This is a genomic window from Alteromonas sp. 5E99-2 (genome assembly GCF_017368475.1).
In the GTDB taxonomy this organism is placed as follows: domain Bacteria; phylum Pseudomonadota; class Gammaproteobacteria; order Enterobacterales; family Alteromonadaceae; genus Alteromonas_F.
Genome location: NZ_JAFNJE010000007.1, coordinates 87,243 through 101,973, shown reverse-complemented (window position 1 = coordinate 101,973; position 14,731 = coordinate 87,243). Strand labels below are relative to the sequence as shown.

Below are 14,731 nucleotides of genomic sequence, written 5' to 3'. Positions count from 1 at the left end.
TATGAACGTTAAAAACGCACGTATTGGCTTGGTTATATTGGGAATCGTTTTGGTTGGGTGCAAATCCACATTAAAGCCCGATGAGTTTACCAAAGAGCTGGATTCTCAAATTGCAGAGCAAAAGGCAATGGAAGCGTCTCGAATAAGTCCTAAACAAGATGAAGGACTTCCTGCTGCCATCAATGATTTTTTATCTCCAGAGACAACCAATACAGAGCAAACGTCATCTCTTTTTGGTGTACAAAAATACGATGTAGAAGCCGAAAGTGTAGAAATCAGAGCTTTTTTTAAAGGTCTTGTTGCTGATACGCCCTACAGTATTGCTGTGCACCCAGAAGTTGAAGGTGTGGTTTCATTGTCGTTAAAACAAGTTCCTTTGCCTGACATAATCAGCCTTGTGGGTGACTTATACAGCCTTGATGTGCAGCGAAAAGACACTGTTTTTCGTATTAGCCCATCGACTATGCGCACCGAGACGTTTGCGGTTAATTATTTATTGATTGAACGAGATGGTAATACGCAAACTAGCATTATTTCTGGAGGCGTGTCTCAGGCCGACGGAAACAACAATAATAATGGGAGTAACTCGTTAAATGGTTTTTCCGGCAATTCAGCTAGCAATAGCAGCTCATCGGGCAATCAGAATACAGGAATTAATGGTGTTGCAATAACAACGCGTACAGAAACTAATTTTTGGGAGAACTTGCAGACAAGTTTGCAAAGCATGATTGGTAATGAGGACGGGCGTGTGGTGTTTGTCTCTCCGCAAGCAGGTTTGGTAACGGTAAGAGCATTACCTGAAGAAATCCGCGCAATTAAGTCATTCTTACAAGCGTCTGAGACTAACTTGCAGCGACAAGTGATTCTGGAAGCGAGAATTTTAGAAGTCACTCTTAGCGACAATTATCAACAAGGTATAAATTGGAACGAAGTCGTAGGCAACGTAGGCAGCACCGATTTTCAATTTAACAATACTGCTGCAACTATTGGTAACGACTTGACAGCTATACTCGGTGGTGTGACAAGCCTTTCTTTTGTGAACCAAGACTTTTCTGGCGTATTGTCGTTACTTTCGACTCAAGGTAATGTGCAAGTGCTATCGAGCCCTCGGGTGACTGCCACGAACAATCAAAAAGCCGTGATTAAAGTGGGCGAAGATGAGTATTTTGTTACTGATGTGTCATCTCAAAGTACGGTAACAAGCACAAGTACTACTGTGGTTCCCGATGTAGAATTAACGCCTTTCTTTAGCGGTATTGCGTTAGATGTTACGCCTCAAATTGATGAAAATGGATCAGTGTTACTGCATGTTCACCCTTCAGTTATCGAAACCGATGAGCAGGAAAAGGTCGTTACGCTAGATGGTGAACAGCTCATTTTACCTTTGGCATTAAGTACAATACGAGAGTCAGACACAGTGATTAAAGCCTTGTCAGGAGAAATTGTTGTGATTGGAGGCTTAATGCAAACCACTATTTCTGATTCAACATCAAAAACACCTGTACTAGGCGATATTCCTTATGTAGGAGAGCTATTTACTAACAAGTCTCAAATAGAAATTAAAAAAGAACTCATTATTTTGCTTAAACCTACCATAGTGGGCGAAGGTACGTGGTCGAAGCAATTAGAGTCAACCAGAGAAAAAATGGCTGACTGGCTGTTTATTGATTAATACTTATGTATTTATATCATTTTGGCTTATCTGAGCTCCCCTTCACCCTCACTCCTAACACCAGTTATTTCTTTGGTTTGCCAAGCCATAATGAAGCGTTACAAGTGTTATCAACTGCATTGCAGACTGGGGAAGGGTTTATAAAAGTTACCGGAGAAGTGGGCACGGGAAAAACGCTGTTATGCCGGAAATTATTAAACGAATTACCCGATCATTTTGAATCTGCATATATTCCTAACCCTTTGCTTACTCCCGCAGAATTAAGGCGGTCCGTTGCCGCAGAGCTAGGGGTGAATGTTGATGAGAATTGCGACCAACAAACCTTTACTCAAAAAATTCAACAAACCTTAATTACTACAAATCAGCAAAGAAAAAGTACAGTTCTCATTATTGATGAAGCGCAAGCGTTGCCGGTCGAAAGTATTGAAGCACTTAGGTTAATGACTAACCTCGAAACCGAATCTACCAAGCTATTGCAAGTGGTCTTGTTTGGTCAGCCAGAACTGGACGAAAAATTAGACAGGACCGAACTGCGTCAACTACGTCAGCGAATTACCTTTAGTTATTCTTTAAGTTTAATGGATGCGGACCAAGTTGTTCAATATGTTCAACATAGATTAACCGTTGCGGGTTATCGAGGCGCAACACTGTTTGATAAAACCTGTTGTGAATTGATGATGAAAGCAAGTAAAGGCACTGCCCGTATTGTAAACGTGCTATGTCACAAAAGTTTGATGCTAGCCTATGGCGAAGGAAAATCATGTATCGAAAAAGGTCATGTTTTCGGCGCGATTGAAGATACTGAAGCTGCGTTCTCGGTTTCTCGTTATTGGTCTGCAAAAATAGGTTTATCAGTTGTTGTCATTGTCATATTACTAGCCGTTGCTAGTTGGGCGGCTTGGCTATGAGCGTTGTAAATAAAATGCTGAATGACCTAGAAAATAGGTCTGTACCGGAAAATGGACACACAGCAAATTACCAAGCACCGGATAAGGTTAAGGGGCGTGGTGTTGTATGGGGAGTACTTGTGTTTGTTGTACTTGGTTTAGCAGCTGTAAGCACTTGGTTGTATATTTCGATAGATAGCTCGTATATAACGCCAACACCACTAAGCGCATTTGAAAACGAAAGACCAAATGAAACCATTTTTGTGGAACCAGTGGAAGCTGATCAGTCAGCAGTCGTGAAAAGTGAAAGCGCAGCTCTTAAACAAAACGGCTCTGATGTGGAAATCCGTCCTTCGCAAGAAAATACTTCCATAGTTCAGACGACAATAAAAAAAGTGGAGCCCACTAGCCCTGTTCTGAGAAGTTCGAAGTCGCAAAATGAACAACCAGAAATTGATACTGCCAGTACTAGTGATGTGAAATTGGCAGTAGTGCCATCAGGTGGTAAACGGTTCTCAAACTATCAAACTTTAGTTGCGGATGCCCTTGCCAATAATAATTCAAGTAAGGCAAAAGCAGTGTTAGCTCAGTGGATAGACGATGAGCCTCTGATCGTTGATGCACGGAAAAAATTAGCTGCGCTGTATTTTGCAGATAGACAATATCCTCAAGCTGAGGCGCTATTGATACAAACGCAAACCCTTTTTCCAAAAAATATTTCAGTTAGATTAATGCAAGCTCGATTGTATTCTCAGTTAAATAAACCAGAGCAAGCTTGGCATGTTTTACAATTGGATTCTCTCGAGCCAGATTTCTTGCTATACAGAGCTTCACTTGCGAGGGCGTTAAATAACAATGAGCAAGCTAGTCAGGATTACGGCGCTCTAGTCACCCAATCACCCAATGACGTAAGAGCATGGCTAGGTTTAGGCATAGTGAGCGAAAGTCTGAATAACACACCTTTAGCATTAAAGAGTTTTCAACGAGTGATTGTGTTAGCCAATGATGATCCAGAAATTAAGACTTACGCTTTGCAGCGTATTGAGTTACTAAATAAAAGGGCTAAGCCATGAACACCCCGCGTATTCGATTAGGCGACTTACTTGTTCAGCAACAGCTTATTTCAGAAGAACAGCTAGGTAATGCGCTGGCGGAACAGCGGCAAACGGGACGAAAACTCGGTGCGACTTTGGTTGCAATGAATATGGTGAGTGAAAAGCAAATACTGAATATTTTGTCTGATCACTTAAATGTGCCGCTCATTGATTTAGATAACACAAGAGTTGATCCCGAAGCAGTAAAACTATTGCCAGAGATTCAAGCTCGTCGCTACCGAGCCTTGGTGATTGAAGACAAAGGCGAAAGCCTTGTTGTGGGGATGAGCGACCCTGCAGACATTAATGCGATTGATAGTTTATCTGAATTATTACCCAAGCAAATTGATTTGGCAGTGGTAAGTGAAACCCAGTTATTTGGCGCTTACGATACTTTGTATAGGAAAACTGAGGAAATCACCTCGTTCGCACAAGAGCTTGCGGAAGAATACAAAGACGACCAGAGCTTTGATTTATCACAAAGTTTAGATGCTGAATCGGATACAGCCGTTGCCCGCTTACTTCAGTCCATTTTTGATGACGCAGTGCAAGCGAAAGCGTCAGATATTCATATTGAGCCCGATGAGGGTAAGTTAAGAATACGCCAGCGTATTGATGGCGTTTTGCAAGAGCATATCATTTCAGAGAAGAATATCGCCGCAGCCTTAGTATTGAGGTTGAAGTTGATGGCGGGTTTGGATATTTCTGAAAAACGCATACCTCAAGATGGCCGTACACAAGTAAGAGCTAAAAATCATAGAATAGACGTGCGCCTATCGACAATGCCAGTGCAAAATGGTGAGGCTGTGGTAATGCGTCTATTGGACCAGTCCGCAGGCGTCTTGAGTTTAAATCACACCGGAATGCCTGAAGAACTATTAACTAGGTTTCGACAGCTGCTACAAAGACCTCACGGTATGATTTTGGTCACAGGGCCTACGGGGTCGGGTAAAACCACAACTCTTTATGGGGCATTAAGTGAACTTAATTCACCTGAGCGGAAAATTATCACGGTTGAAGACCCTGTTGAATACAGGTTACCTCGCATTAACCAGGTACAAGTAAATAATAAAATAGACTTAACATTTTCAAATGTACTAAGAACAACGTTACGCCAAGACCCCGATATTATTATGGTAGGGGAAATGCGAGATCAAGAAACCGTAGAAATAGGACTTAGAGGTGCGTTAACCGGGCATTTGGTTTTATCTACTTTACATACTAATGATGCCATAAGCAGTGCAACCCGTTTACTTGATATGGGCGCACCGGGTTACTTAGTGGCCAGCTCGCTACGAGGTATTGTAGCGCAGCGTTTAATACGCAAAATTTGTGACAATTGCAGCCAAGATTATCAACCAACGGCTCAGGAGTTATTTTGGTTGAGCAGTATTGATGAGTCAGTGAAAGAGGTTGCTTTTAAACACGGGCGAGGGTGTCAAAAGTGCAATCAAACAGGTTATCGAGGTCGGCTAGGGGTCTTTGAGCTGCTTGAAATGACTAATGAGATGATGCGCGCTTTGAAAATGAGCGACACACTTGCTTTTTCGGAAGCTGCGGAACGAAATCCAAGTTATAAGCCTTTATCTCATGTCGCTCTGACATACGCAAAAATGGGAATTACCACGGTAAAAGAAGTCACTAAGTTGATTGAAACGGTAGTCGAAGCTCAGCCAAGTAAACCTGCGGAAGATTCAAACCATGGCTAGGTTTCATTACACAGGGCGCACACCAAACGGAGAATCAGCGAGCGGTGTAATAGAAGCTGCAGACGCTCAAGCGGTGGCAAGACAGCTCAGTGGAAGAAGCATTACGCCTGTGGCCATCAAGCTAGAACAAGATGCCGGTACTAGCGTAGATAAAATTAATTGGTTAACAAGAAAAACGACATTACCGGATTTGGTGATTTTTTGTCGACAAATGTATTCTTTAACTAAGGCCGGCATTCCAATTATGCGGGCAGTAACTGGGTTGGCAGATTCCAGTTCTTCTCTGCGATTGAAAATGGCATTATCCGATGTTGTTTCTCAATTAGAACGCGGTCGAACTTTATCTTCTGCGTTAAGTCAGCATAAGACTATTTTTAATCAATTGTTTGTTAGCGTGATCCACGTTGGTGAAAACACGGGTCAATTGGATTCGGCGTTTCTGCAGCTCTCGGAGTACTTAGAAAGAGAGCAAGAAACCCGAAAGCAAATTAAAGCGGCAACTCGCTACCCACTTTTTGTGATTGTTGCTATCGCCATAGCCCTTGTGATTATGAATATCTTCGTTATCCCTCAGTTCGCTGCTATGTTTAGTCGCTTTAATGCTGAGTTACCGGTAATGACGCGATTTTTAATTGGCATGTCTGATTTCTTTGTACACAAATGGTATGTATTAGTTATAGCTACCGTAGCAATAGTTTGGGGTAGCATTCATTATGTAAATACTGAAAAAGGGCGCTACAACTGGGATAAAGCGAAAATTAAACTACCTATCATAGGCAGCATTTTAGAACGTTCTATTTTAGGTCGATTTTCTAGGAGTTTCGCCATGATGTTGAAAGCGGGGGTGCCGTTAACTGCGTCATTAACCTTGGTTTCTGATGCAGTGAATAATAGCTTTATGGGGTCTCGTATTTTAATCATGCGACAAAATATTGAACGTGGTGAAAACTTGTCTCGTGTGGCGCAAACCAGCGAATTATTTACTCCTATGGTATTGCAAATGATCAGTGTAGGTGAAGAGACTGGGCAAGTAGATGAATTACTCAGTGAAGTGGCGTCTTTTTATGAACGAGAAGTGGACTACGATTTAAAAAGCTTAACGTCTAAAATTGAACCGATATTAATCGCTATAGTTGCTGCCATGGTGCTGGTTTTAGCGCTGGGTATCTTTACGCCTATGTGGGATTTAATGGGCGCGATACAAGGTAGGTAAAAATGAAAAACGATGAAGCTACTGACCATTCTATTTCGAAAATGTATGTCAACATTACCGTTGTTGTGGTGTTTGTAGTTTTGATGGCAAGTTGTATTGCGTACTTTTTTCGCTTAGAGCCTAATATGGATAATGCCATTTTAGAAGGGTTTTCTCGGCAGTTCCAACAAAGCGCAGAAACAGCACATTGGCAATGGCAGGCACAAGGTCGTCCAGAAAGGATCATGTTGGCTCATTACGATATTAATGGCAAGGAGATAGCACGACACCCGGTTAGGATGGGGAGTAATGGGAAACCATGGATAGATAAAAGCCGTAACGGGTGTGAAAAATTGTGGCAGAGTTTACTCAATGAACCTACATTGATTGGTGGATTTAAAGTGTTATCTGACTATTTTTTACCTCAAAAAGGCAGTAAGGAAGAATTTGGGTTTTGTCGTTACAGATTAAGTCAGGGAGCGAGTTTTGACTATAATCTGGTAACTGGTGTTGTAAAATTTACTGATGGCTGAAACTGATATGAACTTGGTTTTCGGAGAAAAAATGATTAAACATAGTCGCGGGTTTACCCTTATTGAGTTAGTGATTGTTGTAGTGCTTTTAGGGTTACTTGCAGCGGTTGCTATACCTCGCTTTCTCGATGTAACTGAGCGAGCAGAAGATGCCACAGTGGAAGGAGTTGCTGGAGGGTTTGCCACAGCCGTAGGGTTAGTGCGTGCGCAGTGGGAGCTAGAAGCTCGTCCAGATAACAACTCGGGTACAAATTTGACGTCGGTGACGTTGGATGGCATTACTGTTGGCGTAGACCAAAATACAGGTTACCCCACAGGCCAAATCAACAACGATAGCAGTACAGAAGACACAGATATGTCAGATGCAGACTGCGAGAGTATTTTCAATTTAATTTTGCAGAGTTCGCCAACTATTACATCTGACTTTAGCAATAGCCCGTTTGATAACTTTCGCTATTTTACTAGTGTGAGTAATGGCGCAGGTTCAGAGAATAATGACATTTGCCTTTATTATTTAACCCAAACAGTAAGGAATGCTACCAGTGAACCGAACGACAGTAGCGCTGGAAATGGATTTATTTACGACCCTAGAATAGGGCAAGTTATCGTATTTAGTAACAATACAGAAATAGCAAACCAACTTTTATAATTTAGTCTATATTAAATAGAATAAGTACATCCGAGTAGGGGATTTTTAATGAGAAAACAAACTGGTTTTACACTAATTGAGTTAATTATTGTTATCGTTATTTTGGGAATTTTGGCAGTTACCGCTGCGCCAAGATTTATAAATTTACAAGGTGATGCTAGAGCGTCAACTTTACAAGGTGTTGCAGCAGCACTGCAAGGAGGCTCACAATTAGTCTTCGCAAAAGCAGCAATTAATGGTGTACAAGCGACTAACACATCAAATGATCTTGATATTGACAATGATGGAACAGCTGATTTAACCATTATTAATGGTTACCCAAATGCTAACCCAAACCTTGGAGCTTTGGATGTCGAGCTTGCTGAATGGGTTGATTTAGATATTGAATTGTCAACGGTTGCAAATCCAACGTCGGCTTTTATATTAACTGCTGATACTAATTTGTTTACTATTACACTAAATGGAACAGCTGCTGGCGAAGATTGTGAAGTGGTTTATACGAACGCTGATGAAGGAGAAGCACCCAATATTGCAGTAACGGATACAGGTTGTTAATTCACCTAAGTATGCATTTTGTACACTTCTGTTCGTGCAAGTAAACCGCTTGCACATGTTCATCTTTTGCCTAAGGGCTTTACGCTTTTAGAGCTTATTATTACCATAATACTCATTGGAGTGTTGTCTGTGGTAGCCGCTGCTCGATTTCAAAACAGTAGCGGCTTTGATACCTTTTCACTGCAAAACCAACTTATCGCCTCGTTAAGACATATGCAATTTAGGGCAATGCAAGATACTCGAGCTGACTATTGCCATCGAATTGTGTTCGATACGGTCGCGCCAGCCATAGGACCACCTTCAAATAATTATTCCACTGAGCCAAGTGCAGCGCTCTCGACTTGCGCAACGACGGTGAACGTAAATACGCCTGATTACCTTCAAATAGACACCGAATTTTTTACTGATCTTGGGGCGAGCTTTGTTGCTATGGATGGGATAACCGCTATAGGGTTTATTGATTTTGATAGTTTTGGCCGCCCGCTTACAGCTGTAAATAACTGTGCAGTGGATTGCCAAATTACATTTAGCACTCAATCTTTGTCTAATGTTTGCGTGAACAGCGAAGGCTTCATTCGTGCTTGTTAATCATCATAAAAAGGGGTTTACCCTTATTGAATTGATTATTGGTATCCTTCTTTTCGGCATCGCATTAAGTATTGTTATTACCTTTGTGGTAAATCAAACCCAACAGAGCATTTCGCCCGTACTGCAAACTCGGGCTGCGGCATTAGCTAAATCCCTCAGCGATGAAATTTTAGGTCGAGCATTTGATGAAAATTCAATGCTAGATGGCAGTTTAGTTCGCTGTGGAGAAAATGGAACAACCTGTACTGACGCTGCTGATTTAGGGCCAGAAGAATCCCGTGAAAACTATGACGATGTAGACGATTACAACAATTTGTTTGCCAATTCTGGTGGCAATATAGAAAGTGCGCTAGGTCAATCTATTACGGCAGGAAGCGCAAATCTGTATCAAGGTTTTTCTGTGGACGTTGTGGTGGAGTATGACAATAGCTTAGGTAGCATAGCCAAGCGAGTTACTATTTTTGTGACAACACCGGGAAATGACGTGCTTGATTTTACGTTTTTTAGGATGAATTATTAATGCGCTTTCAACGAGGCGTTACCCTTATTGAATTAGTTGTCGTGTTGATTATTTTAGCAATAACGTCAGTGGGTATAACTAGCTTTGTTAGTTCTTCTATTAGCAGTGTTGTGAACATCAATGATAGAGAGCAAGTGTTGAACGGCGCAAGATTTCCTTTGCAACGCATACAAAGAGAGCTGGCTAACGCTATTCCCAATAGTATTCGAGTATTAAAAAATAACGGAGAACACTGTTTACAGTTCGTCCCTTTTGAGTGGGTAAGTGTTTACTTAGATTTGCCTGTTGCTCGAGAAGATGATTATGCGGCATCCATGCCTATAATTGCGCCACAGATGTTAAGTGGCTCGGCATTTGAAATTGAGCCAGATAATCATGTTGCTATTGTGTACCCCTTGCGCTCAGATGACATTTATTCATTTAATTCAGGTTCCGTAGCTAATGAGCGTTTAAACGTAAGAAATATTATGGGGTGTGGTACTTCTGGAACGCAATCTTGCACTGCATTTATCAATAACACATTAGAGTTAGTATTAGAAAACGGATTTTTAAATGGCTCACCAGCGGAACGAGTGTATTTTGCCCGTAATGCTGTCAATTTTTGCGTCACAAATAACGCCCTTGTACGCTTTGAAAGTGAAATTGCTAATGGTCAGCCAACGACGGCTAATAATGGCGGCGTTGTTTTAGCAAACAATATATCTAATACGCTTATTTCTGGTTCTGCTAGTGTATTTTCTGAAGATGATCCTTTTCAGTATTTTGCCCCTTCAAGAGTAAGAAATGCTGTGGTACAAATTCGCTTTCGGTTTTTATTGAACGGCGAGTTTGTTGCGTTTCAACAAGAGGTCCATATTGCCAATGCGCCTTAATAAGATAAATCACCAAAAAGGGAGTTTAACTGTGATGGCGCTATTCGTTATCATTATACTCAGCTTTTTAGGGGTTGCCTTGTCAAATCAGCTAACAACAAGCTCTCAGAGCCTTGTTTATGAAGTACATGGCACACGAGCTTATTTGGCCGCTCAAACGGGGCTAGAGATTTTGGCAGCGACATCATTTCCGTTAAATTCTGTTAATGCACAGTGCAACATCCCCTCGCCAGGTAATACATTGAATGTAAGTGGCGTAAATGGGTTACAAAATTGTGCAATTACTACTATGTGTTCATCGCAAATTGTTACGGAAAATGGCGTTGATACACTTATATATTATCAATTTGAAAGCACAGGCGTGTGTCAAGCTGGTACTGAATGGACAAGTAGAACCTTGGCCCGAGATGGGGTGGTTCGCTTGTGATAAATGTAATTAGAGCACTATTGGTCAGTTTCATTCTAGGTGCGACTCATTTGGCTTTTGCACAGCAATGCATAGGTGTGTTTCCTAGTGCAGCTTCGTCATTTGATAGTAATGGGAGTATCCAGTTTGGCTCTGGAGCTCAATTAATAAACAGTGGCACCATTATCGACGCAATGACAATTACCTCGTCTCAACAGAATGCCAATACTTGTGTCAGCGGTCCATGTATTGCCAGCGGTCAAGCCAGTGAAGGACTTAGTTTGCCTGATTTTGAGGCGAGTTCTTCGAATACAAATATTACGATTAATAATGACCGATCTCAATCTGTGAATACAGGTGATTACGGGAACATTGTTTTAAGAGATAGAGCAACAATTACGTTCTCAGGTAGTGACGTTACACGAATCAGTAGACTTGAAGCAGGTAATGATTCAGAAATCAGATTGACATCAGGTAACTATTTTATTGATTCGCTGACATTACGAGACAGAACAAATATTGTCGTACAAAACGGTGGAAACGTCTCTTTGTTTGTTAATGCTTTGACGACGGGAAATGATGTTGATTTTAATACGAGTGGAGCGAGCTCAGGACAACTTTTTTTAGGCCTGTATAGCAATGTGACATTTCGTGATAGAACTGAATTTAACGGTTTGATTTTTTCTGAAGGCAATGTGGAATTTGGCAATGACAGTAGCATTAACGGAGCCGTGAATGCATCATCTTTAAACTTGAGAGATAGAGCCAGAATAACCTTTGATGAAAGCCAAGTTAATGCATTAGAAAACACAGGACTATGCGGTGATGATACCGCAAGCGTCTTGTTTTACATGATCACCCATCCTTCTACAGGGTTAACCTGTGAATCATCTAAAGTGACTATAACAGCATGTGCAGACAGCAGTTGTAATTTATTCCCTGAAGAGGTGACTGTTTCTGTGCCACAAACGAATTCAAGCAATCAAGAAATCAGTTTTGTTGGGCAAACAACGATTGATGTGTCGTCAACACTACCTCTGCCTCTTGTACTAACAGCAACTGGGCAAGTTGGCATTTCAGCAGCTACCCAAGCGACTCAATGCTCTGACCCAAATTGTGAATTAACGTTTCGCAATGCGGGATTTGTGTTCGTTGATAGGTTCAATGGATTGTCTACTTCATTGCCTGATATTTTGGCAGAGTCCAGTTTAAACCGGCTAGGCATTCGAGCCGTGGAAGATGATGAAGGTGTCTGTGTTGGAGCATTAACGGGACAACAAAATGTAACATTAAGTTATGATTGTGTTACCACTGGTGCTCCTTATTCAACCAATGTTTGTAGAGTGCCTTTTGCCAATGTTCCTGTGAATAACGCTACAGGGGAATCGAGCGGTGTTGTTTCCCTGAATTTTGATAGCAACGGTGTGGCTAGTCTTGAAGGGACATATAACGATGCAGGTAGACTAGCGATTTCAGCATCGGGGGATTACCCTGATTTTAGTATCGACACTGGCGGTAGTAGTCTGTTCGATAGTATTCCCGCGGGATTAGTGATTAGCGAAAATACCAGTTCACCTCATATTGCAGGTGTGCCTTTTACTATATCTATTCATGCCCTTGGCGATGTGGGAAATTCACCGCTTCCGAGTTACAGTAGTTCAGACCTACAATACACCTATGAACGCCTAGCCCCATCTTCCAGTAGCATTACGCAAAGCTTAGAAGCAGAGCTAACGCTGGACAGTGATTCTGATTTGCGAAGTGCTCTTTCACCGTCTTTTGTGTCGGTTCCTGGAAGCACCCCGTTTAGTAACGGTGTCTATTCGTCGAATAGCGCGGAAAATAATGAAGTAGGAAGTTATCGATTAACAGTCAGAGACAGTGCTTACTTAGGCAATGTGCTCACTAGTAGCTCTGTTACCTTGGGACGCTTTATACCAGCGTATTTTGACGTTACGTCGAATACTCCTATCGTGGAACCAAACTGTAGTGATGAATTTTCTTATATTGGTTTAGCCAGTCGTTTTGACGCAAGTGCACAACCTGAATATTTGGTAACTGCAATGAATGCAAATAGGCAGGTCACCAATTTATATGCTGATACAGAATGGCGACTGTCTCCTCAAGTACCTCAGTTAACAAATGGGCTTTCATTGGAAGATAACTCTGTCTTTGAATTTGATGTTATTGCCGATGTATCAAGTGCGTCAATTTTACTTGATAATATTGATGTATTTGACGGTATAGGTGAAGTGTTGCTTGAGGATGTTGAAGTGACTTACGAAAAAGTCGACGTGCCAGATAGCAGCTTGGCGCCTTTTGATACTGACATTTCAATAGTTTTGGCTGCAAGTGTGCTGATTGATGAGGATGATGTGTGCTACAGGCCCGATTACATTGATGAAAACAACACAGGAAGTTGTAGTGAATTTCGTATTGAAAATGTTGGTGATGCTGAACAACGTTATGGAAGGCTAAATTTAATTAATACGTTTGGTCCAGAAACCCGTTCGTTACGAGTTAACTTACAAGCGGAGTTCTTTAGGTCTGGAAACTGGTTACTGAATGTGGATGACACTTGTACCGCGATAGACTTTGAACAAACGAATAATGAATTGCGAGTTGCTGATGAATCTCAGGGTGTAGAGGCAGACATTAGTGGGCAATATAACAGTATTTCAAGTACAGGAAACTTAAGTGGTGGCCAATCTGGTATTTCAGACCTTGTGTTTGCAGCGCCATCGAGTGGGGAGAGAGGCAGCGTACGCTTGTTTCTTGTGCCTTTAGTAAATACTGTCACATGGCCCGATTACCTTAACTTTGATTGGAATGATGATGGTGTAATTGATGATAATGACGAGCCTAGTGCGCTAGTGTCATTTGGCTTGTTTCGAGGTAATGACAGAATTTTTCATACTAGAGAGGTAACAAGTGAGGACTAGCACATAAATTTGCGTTACCATGTAAAAAATGGTGTCTGTACTTGAACATAAAAGGAACATAGATTTCATGTTAAAAAAGCTTCGGGGCATGTTCTCCAACGATTTATCCATAGACCTCGGAACCGCGAATACGCTGATTTATGTAAAAGATCAGGGGATTGTGCTTAACGAGCCTTCAGTTGTTGCGATTCGACAAGAGCGCGCAAGTGGCCCTAAAAGTGTTGCTGCGGTTGGTGCTGAAGCGAAACAGATGCTAGGGCGTACACCTGGCAATATTCGCGCTATTCGTCCAATGAAAGACGGTGTTATTGCCGATTTTTATATTACCGAAAAAATGTTGCAGCATTTTATTAAACAGGTGCATGACAATAACTTTTTAAGACCAAGTCCTCGTGTGCTTGTTTGTGTTCCTTGCGGATCGACGCAAGTTGAACGCAGAGCGATTAAAGAGTCGGCGTCAGGGGCTGGCGCAAGAGATGTTTTTCTAATTGATGAACCTATGGCTGCCGCCATTGGAGCAGGTCTACCCGTGTCTGAAGCAACTGGCTCCATGGTTGTTGATATCGGTGGTGGCACCACAGAAGTTGCGATTATCTCACTAAATGGTGTGGTGTATTCTTCGTCGGTTAGAATTGGTGGTGATAAGTTTGACGAAGCCATTATTAATTATGTTCGACGTAACTTTGGTTCTCTAGTGGGTGAGGCAACTGCTGAACGTATTAAGCATGAAATTGGTGCAGCTTACCCCGGTGAAGAAGTTAGAGAAATTGAAGTTCGCGGCCGAAATTTAGCTGAAGGTGTACCTAGAGGCTTTACGCTAAATAGCAATGAAATTCTAGAAGCGCTACAAGAGCCATTAAGTGGCATTGTGTCAGCGGTTATGGTGGCATTGGAACAATCTCCTCCTGAGTTAGCGTCAGATATCTCTGAAAGAGGTATGGTGTTAACCGGTGGTGGTGCATTATTAAAAGATTTAGATCGTTTATTAATGGAAGAAACCGGTATTCCAGTTGTTGTCGCAGACGACCCGCTTACCTGTGTTGCTCGTGGTGGTGGTAAAGCGTTTGATATGATTGACCTGCACGGCGGCGATCTGTTCACTTACGAATAAT

Annotated in this window: 14 protein-coding genes; all 14 read left to right on the top strand. The window is 41.8% G+C overall.

All coding sequences use genetic code 11. The annotated features are described in order from the left end of the window. The first annotated feature begins 1 nt into the window (after position 1). The gene (gene mshL / locus J3L16_RS09180) at positions 2–1,672 is read left to right on the top strand and encodes a pilus (MSHA type) biogenesis protein MshL (protein WP_207612672.1); all 1,671 of its coding nucleotides are present in this window, start codon (positions 2–4) and stop codon (positions 1,670–1,672) included. Between the two features lie 5 nt (positions 1,673–1,677). Continuing rightward, the gene (locus tag J3L16_RS09175) at positions 1,678–2,580 is read left to right on the top strand and encodes an AAA family ATPase (protein WP_207612671.1); all 903 of its coding nucleotides are present in this window, start codon (positions 1,678–1,680) and stop codon (positions 2,578–2,580) included. Next, complete coding sequence (locus tag J3L16_RS09170; protein ID WP_207612670.1) at positions 2,577–3,632, top strand: tetratricopeptide repeat protein; 1,056 nt, start codon at positions 2,577–2,579, stop codon at positions 3,630–3,632. The genes J3L16_RS09175 and J3L16_RS09170 overlap by 4 nt, the downstream gene beginning before the upstream one ends. Beyond that, the gene (locus tag J3L16_RS09165; RefSeq protein ID WP_207612669.1) at positions 3,629–5,362 is read left to right on the top strand and encodes a GspE/PulE family protein; all 1,734 of its coding nucleotides are present in this window, start codon (positions 3,629–3,631) and stop codon (positions 5,360–5,362) included. The genes J3L16_RS09170 and J3L16_RS09165 overlap by 4 nt, the downstream gene beginning before the upstream one ends. Continuing rightward, entirely contained in the window at positions 5,355–6,575 is a 1,221-nt protein-coding gene (locus J3L16_RS09160) for a type II secretion system F family protein (RefSeq protein ID WP_207612668.1), read from the top strand. The genes J3L16_RS09165 and J3L16_RS09160 overlap by 8 nt, the downstream gene beginning before the upstream one ends. 2 nt (positions 6,576–6,577) lie before the next feature. Continuing rightward, on the top strand, positions 6,578–7,087 hold the full coding sequence (locus J3L16_RS09155; RefSeq protein ID WP_207612667.1) for a hypothetical protein: 510 nt from the start codon (positions 6,578–6,580) through the stop codon (positions 7,085–7,087). 31 nt (positions 7,088–7,118) lie between these two features. After that, complete coding sequence (locus J3L16_RS09150; protein WP_242698771.1) at positions 7,119–7,736, top strand: prepilin-type N-terminal cleavage/methylation domain-containing protein; 618 nt, start codon at positions 7,119–7,121, stop codon at positions 7,734–7,736. A 48-nt stretch (positions 7,737–7,784) separates the two neighbouring features. Continuing rightward, positions 7,785–8,291, top strand: a complete 507-nt coding sequence (locus tag J3L16_RS16430) for a prepilin-type N-terminal cleavage/methylation domain-containing protein (RefSeq protein ID WP_207612665.1) — start codon at positions 7,785–7,787, stop codon at positions 8,289–8,291. An 18-nt stretch (positions 8,292–8,309) separates the two neighbouring features. Continuing rightward, the gene (locus tag J3L16_RS09140; protein WP_207612664.1) at positions 8,310–8,879 is read left to right on the top strand and encodes a prepilin-type N-terminal cleavage/methylation domain-containing protein; all 570 of its coding nucleotides are present in this window, start codon (positions 8,310–8,312) and stop codon (positions 8,877–8,879) included. Continuing rightward, complete coding sequence (locus tag J3L16_RS09135; RefSeq protein ID WP_207612663.1) at positions 8,869–9,399, top strand: prepilin-type N-terminal cleavage/methylation domain-containing protein; 531 nt, start codon at positions 8,869–8,871, stop codon at positions 9,397–9,399. Before J3L16_RS09140 ends, J3L16_RS09135 begins: the two co-directional genes overlap by 11 nt. Further along, a complete protein-coding gene (locus J3L16_RS09130) occupies positions 9,399–10,271 on the top strand; it encodes a type II secretion system protein (protein ID WP_207612662.1) in 873 nt (290 codons plus the stop codon). The genes J3L16_RS09135 and J3L16_RS09130 overlap by 1 nt, the downstream gene beginning before the upstream one ends. After that, on the top strand, positions 10,261–10,698 hold the full coding sequence (locus tag J3L16_RS09125; protein ID WP_207612661.1) for a type II secretory pathway component: 438 nt from the start codon (positions 10,261–10,263) through the stop codon (positions 10,696–10,698). Before J3L16_RS09130 ends, J3L16_RS09125 begins: the two co-directional genes overlap by 11 nt. Then, entirely contained in the window at positions 10,695–13,619 is a 2,925-nt protein-coding gene (locus tag J3L16_RS09120; RefSeq protein ID WP_207612660.1) for a DUF6701 domain-containing protein, read from the top strand. Before J3L16_RS09125 ends, J3L16_RS09120 begins: the two co-directional genes overlap by 4 nt. 67 nt (positions 13,620–13,686) lie before the next feature. Next, positions 13,687–14,730, top strand: a complete 1,044-nt coding sequence (locus J3L16_RS09115) for a rod shape-determining protein (protein WP_207612659.1) — start codon at positions 13,687–13,689, stop codon at positions 14,728–14,730. Position 14,731: the final 1 nt, after the last annotated feature.

Excerpts from the sequence above, each read along its gene's own strand:
- mshL (WP_207612672.1), top strand. The coding sequence starts at position 2 with ATGAACGTTAAAAACGCACGTATTGGCTTGGTTATATTGGGAATCGTT.
- J3L16_RS09175 (WP_207612671.1), top strand. The coding sequence starts at position 1,678 with ATGTATTTATATCATTTTGGCTTATCTGAGCTCCCCTTCACCCTCACT.
- J3L16_RS09170 (WP_207612670.1), top strand. The coding sequence starts at position 2,577 with ATGAGCGTTGTAAATAAAATGCTGAATGACCTAGAAAATAGGTCTGTA.
- J3L16_RS09165 (WP_207612669.1), top strand. The coding sequence starts at position 3,629 with ATGAACACCCCGCGTATTCGATTAGGCGACTTACTTGTTCAGCAACAG.
- J3L16_RS09160 (WP_207612668.1), top strand. The coding sequence starts at position 5,355 with ATGGCTAGGTTTCATTACACAGGGCGCACACCAAACGGAGAATCAGCG.
- J3L16_RS09155 (WP_207612667.1), top strand. The coding sequence starts at position 6,578 with ATGAAAAACGATGAAGCTACTGACCATTCTATTTCGAAAATGTATGTC.
- J3L16_RS09150 (WP_242698771.1), top strand. The coding sequence starts at position 7,119 with ATGATTAAACATAGTCGCGGGTTTACCCTTATTGAGTTAGTGATTGTT.
- J3L16_RS16430 (WP_207612665.1), top strand. The coding sequence starts at position 7,785 with ATGAGAAAACAAACTGGTTTTACACTAATTGAGTTAATTATTGTTATC.
- J3L16_RS09130 (WP_207612662.1), top strand. The coding sequence starts at position 9,399 with ATGCGCTTTCAACGAGGCGTTACCCTTATTGAATTAGTTGTCGTGTTG.
- J3L16_RS09125 (WP_207612661.1), top strand. The coding sequence starts at position 10,261 with ATGCGCCTTAATAAGATAAATCACCAAAAAGGGAGTTTAACTGTGATG.
- J3L16_RS09115 (WP_207612659.1), top strand. The coding sequence starts at position 13,687 with ATGTTAAAAAAGCTTCGGGGCATGTTCTCCAACGATTTATCCATAGAC.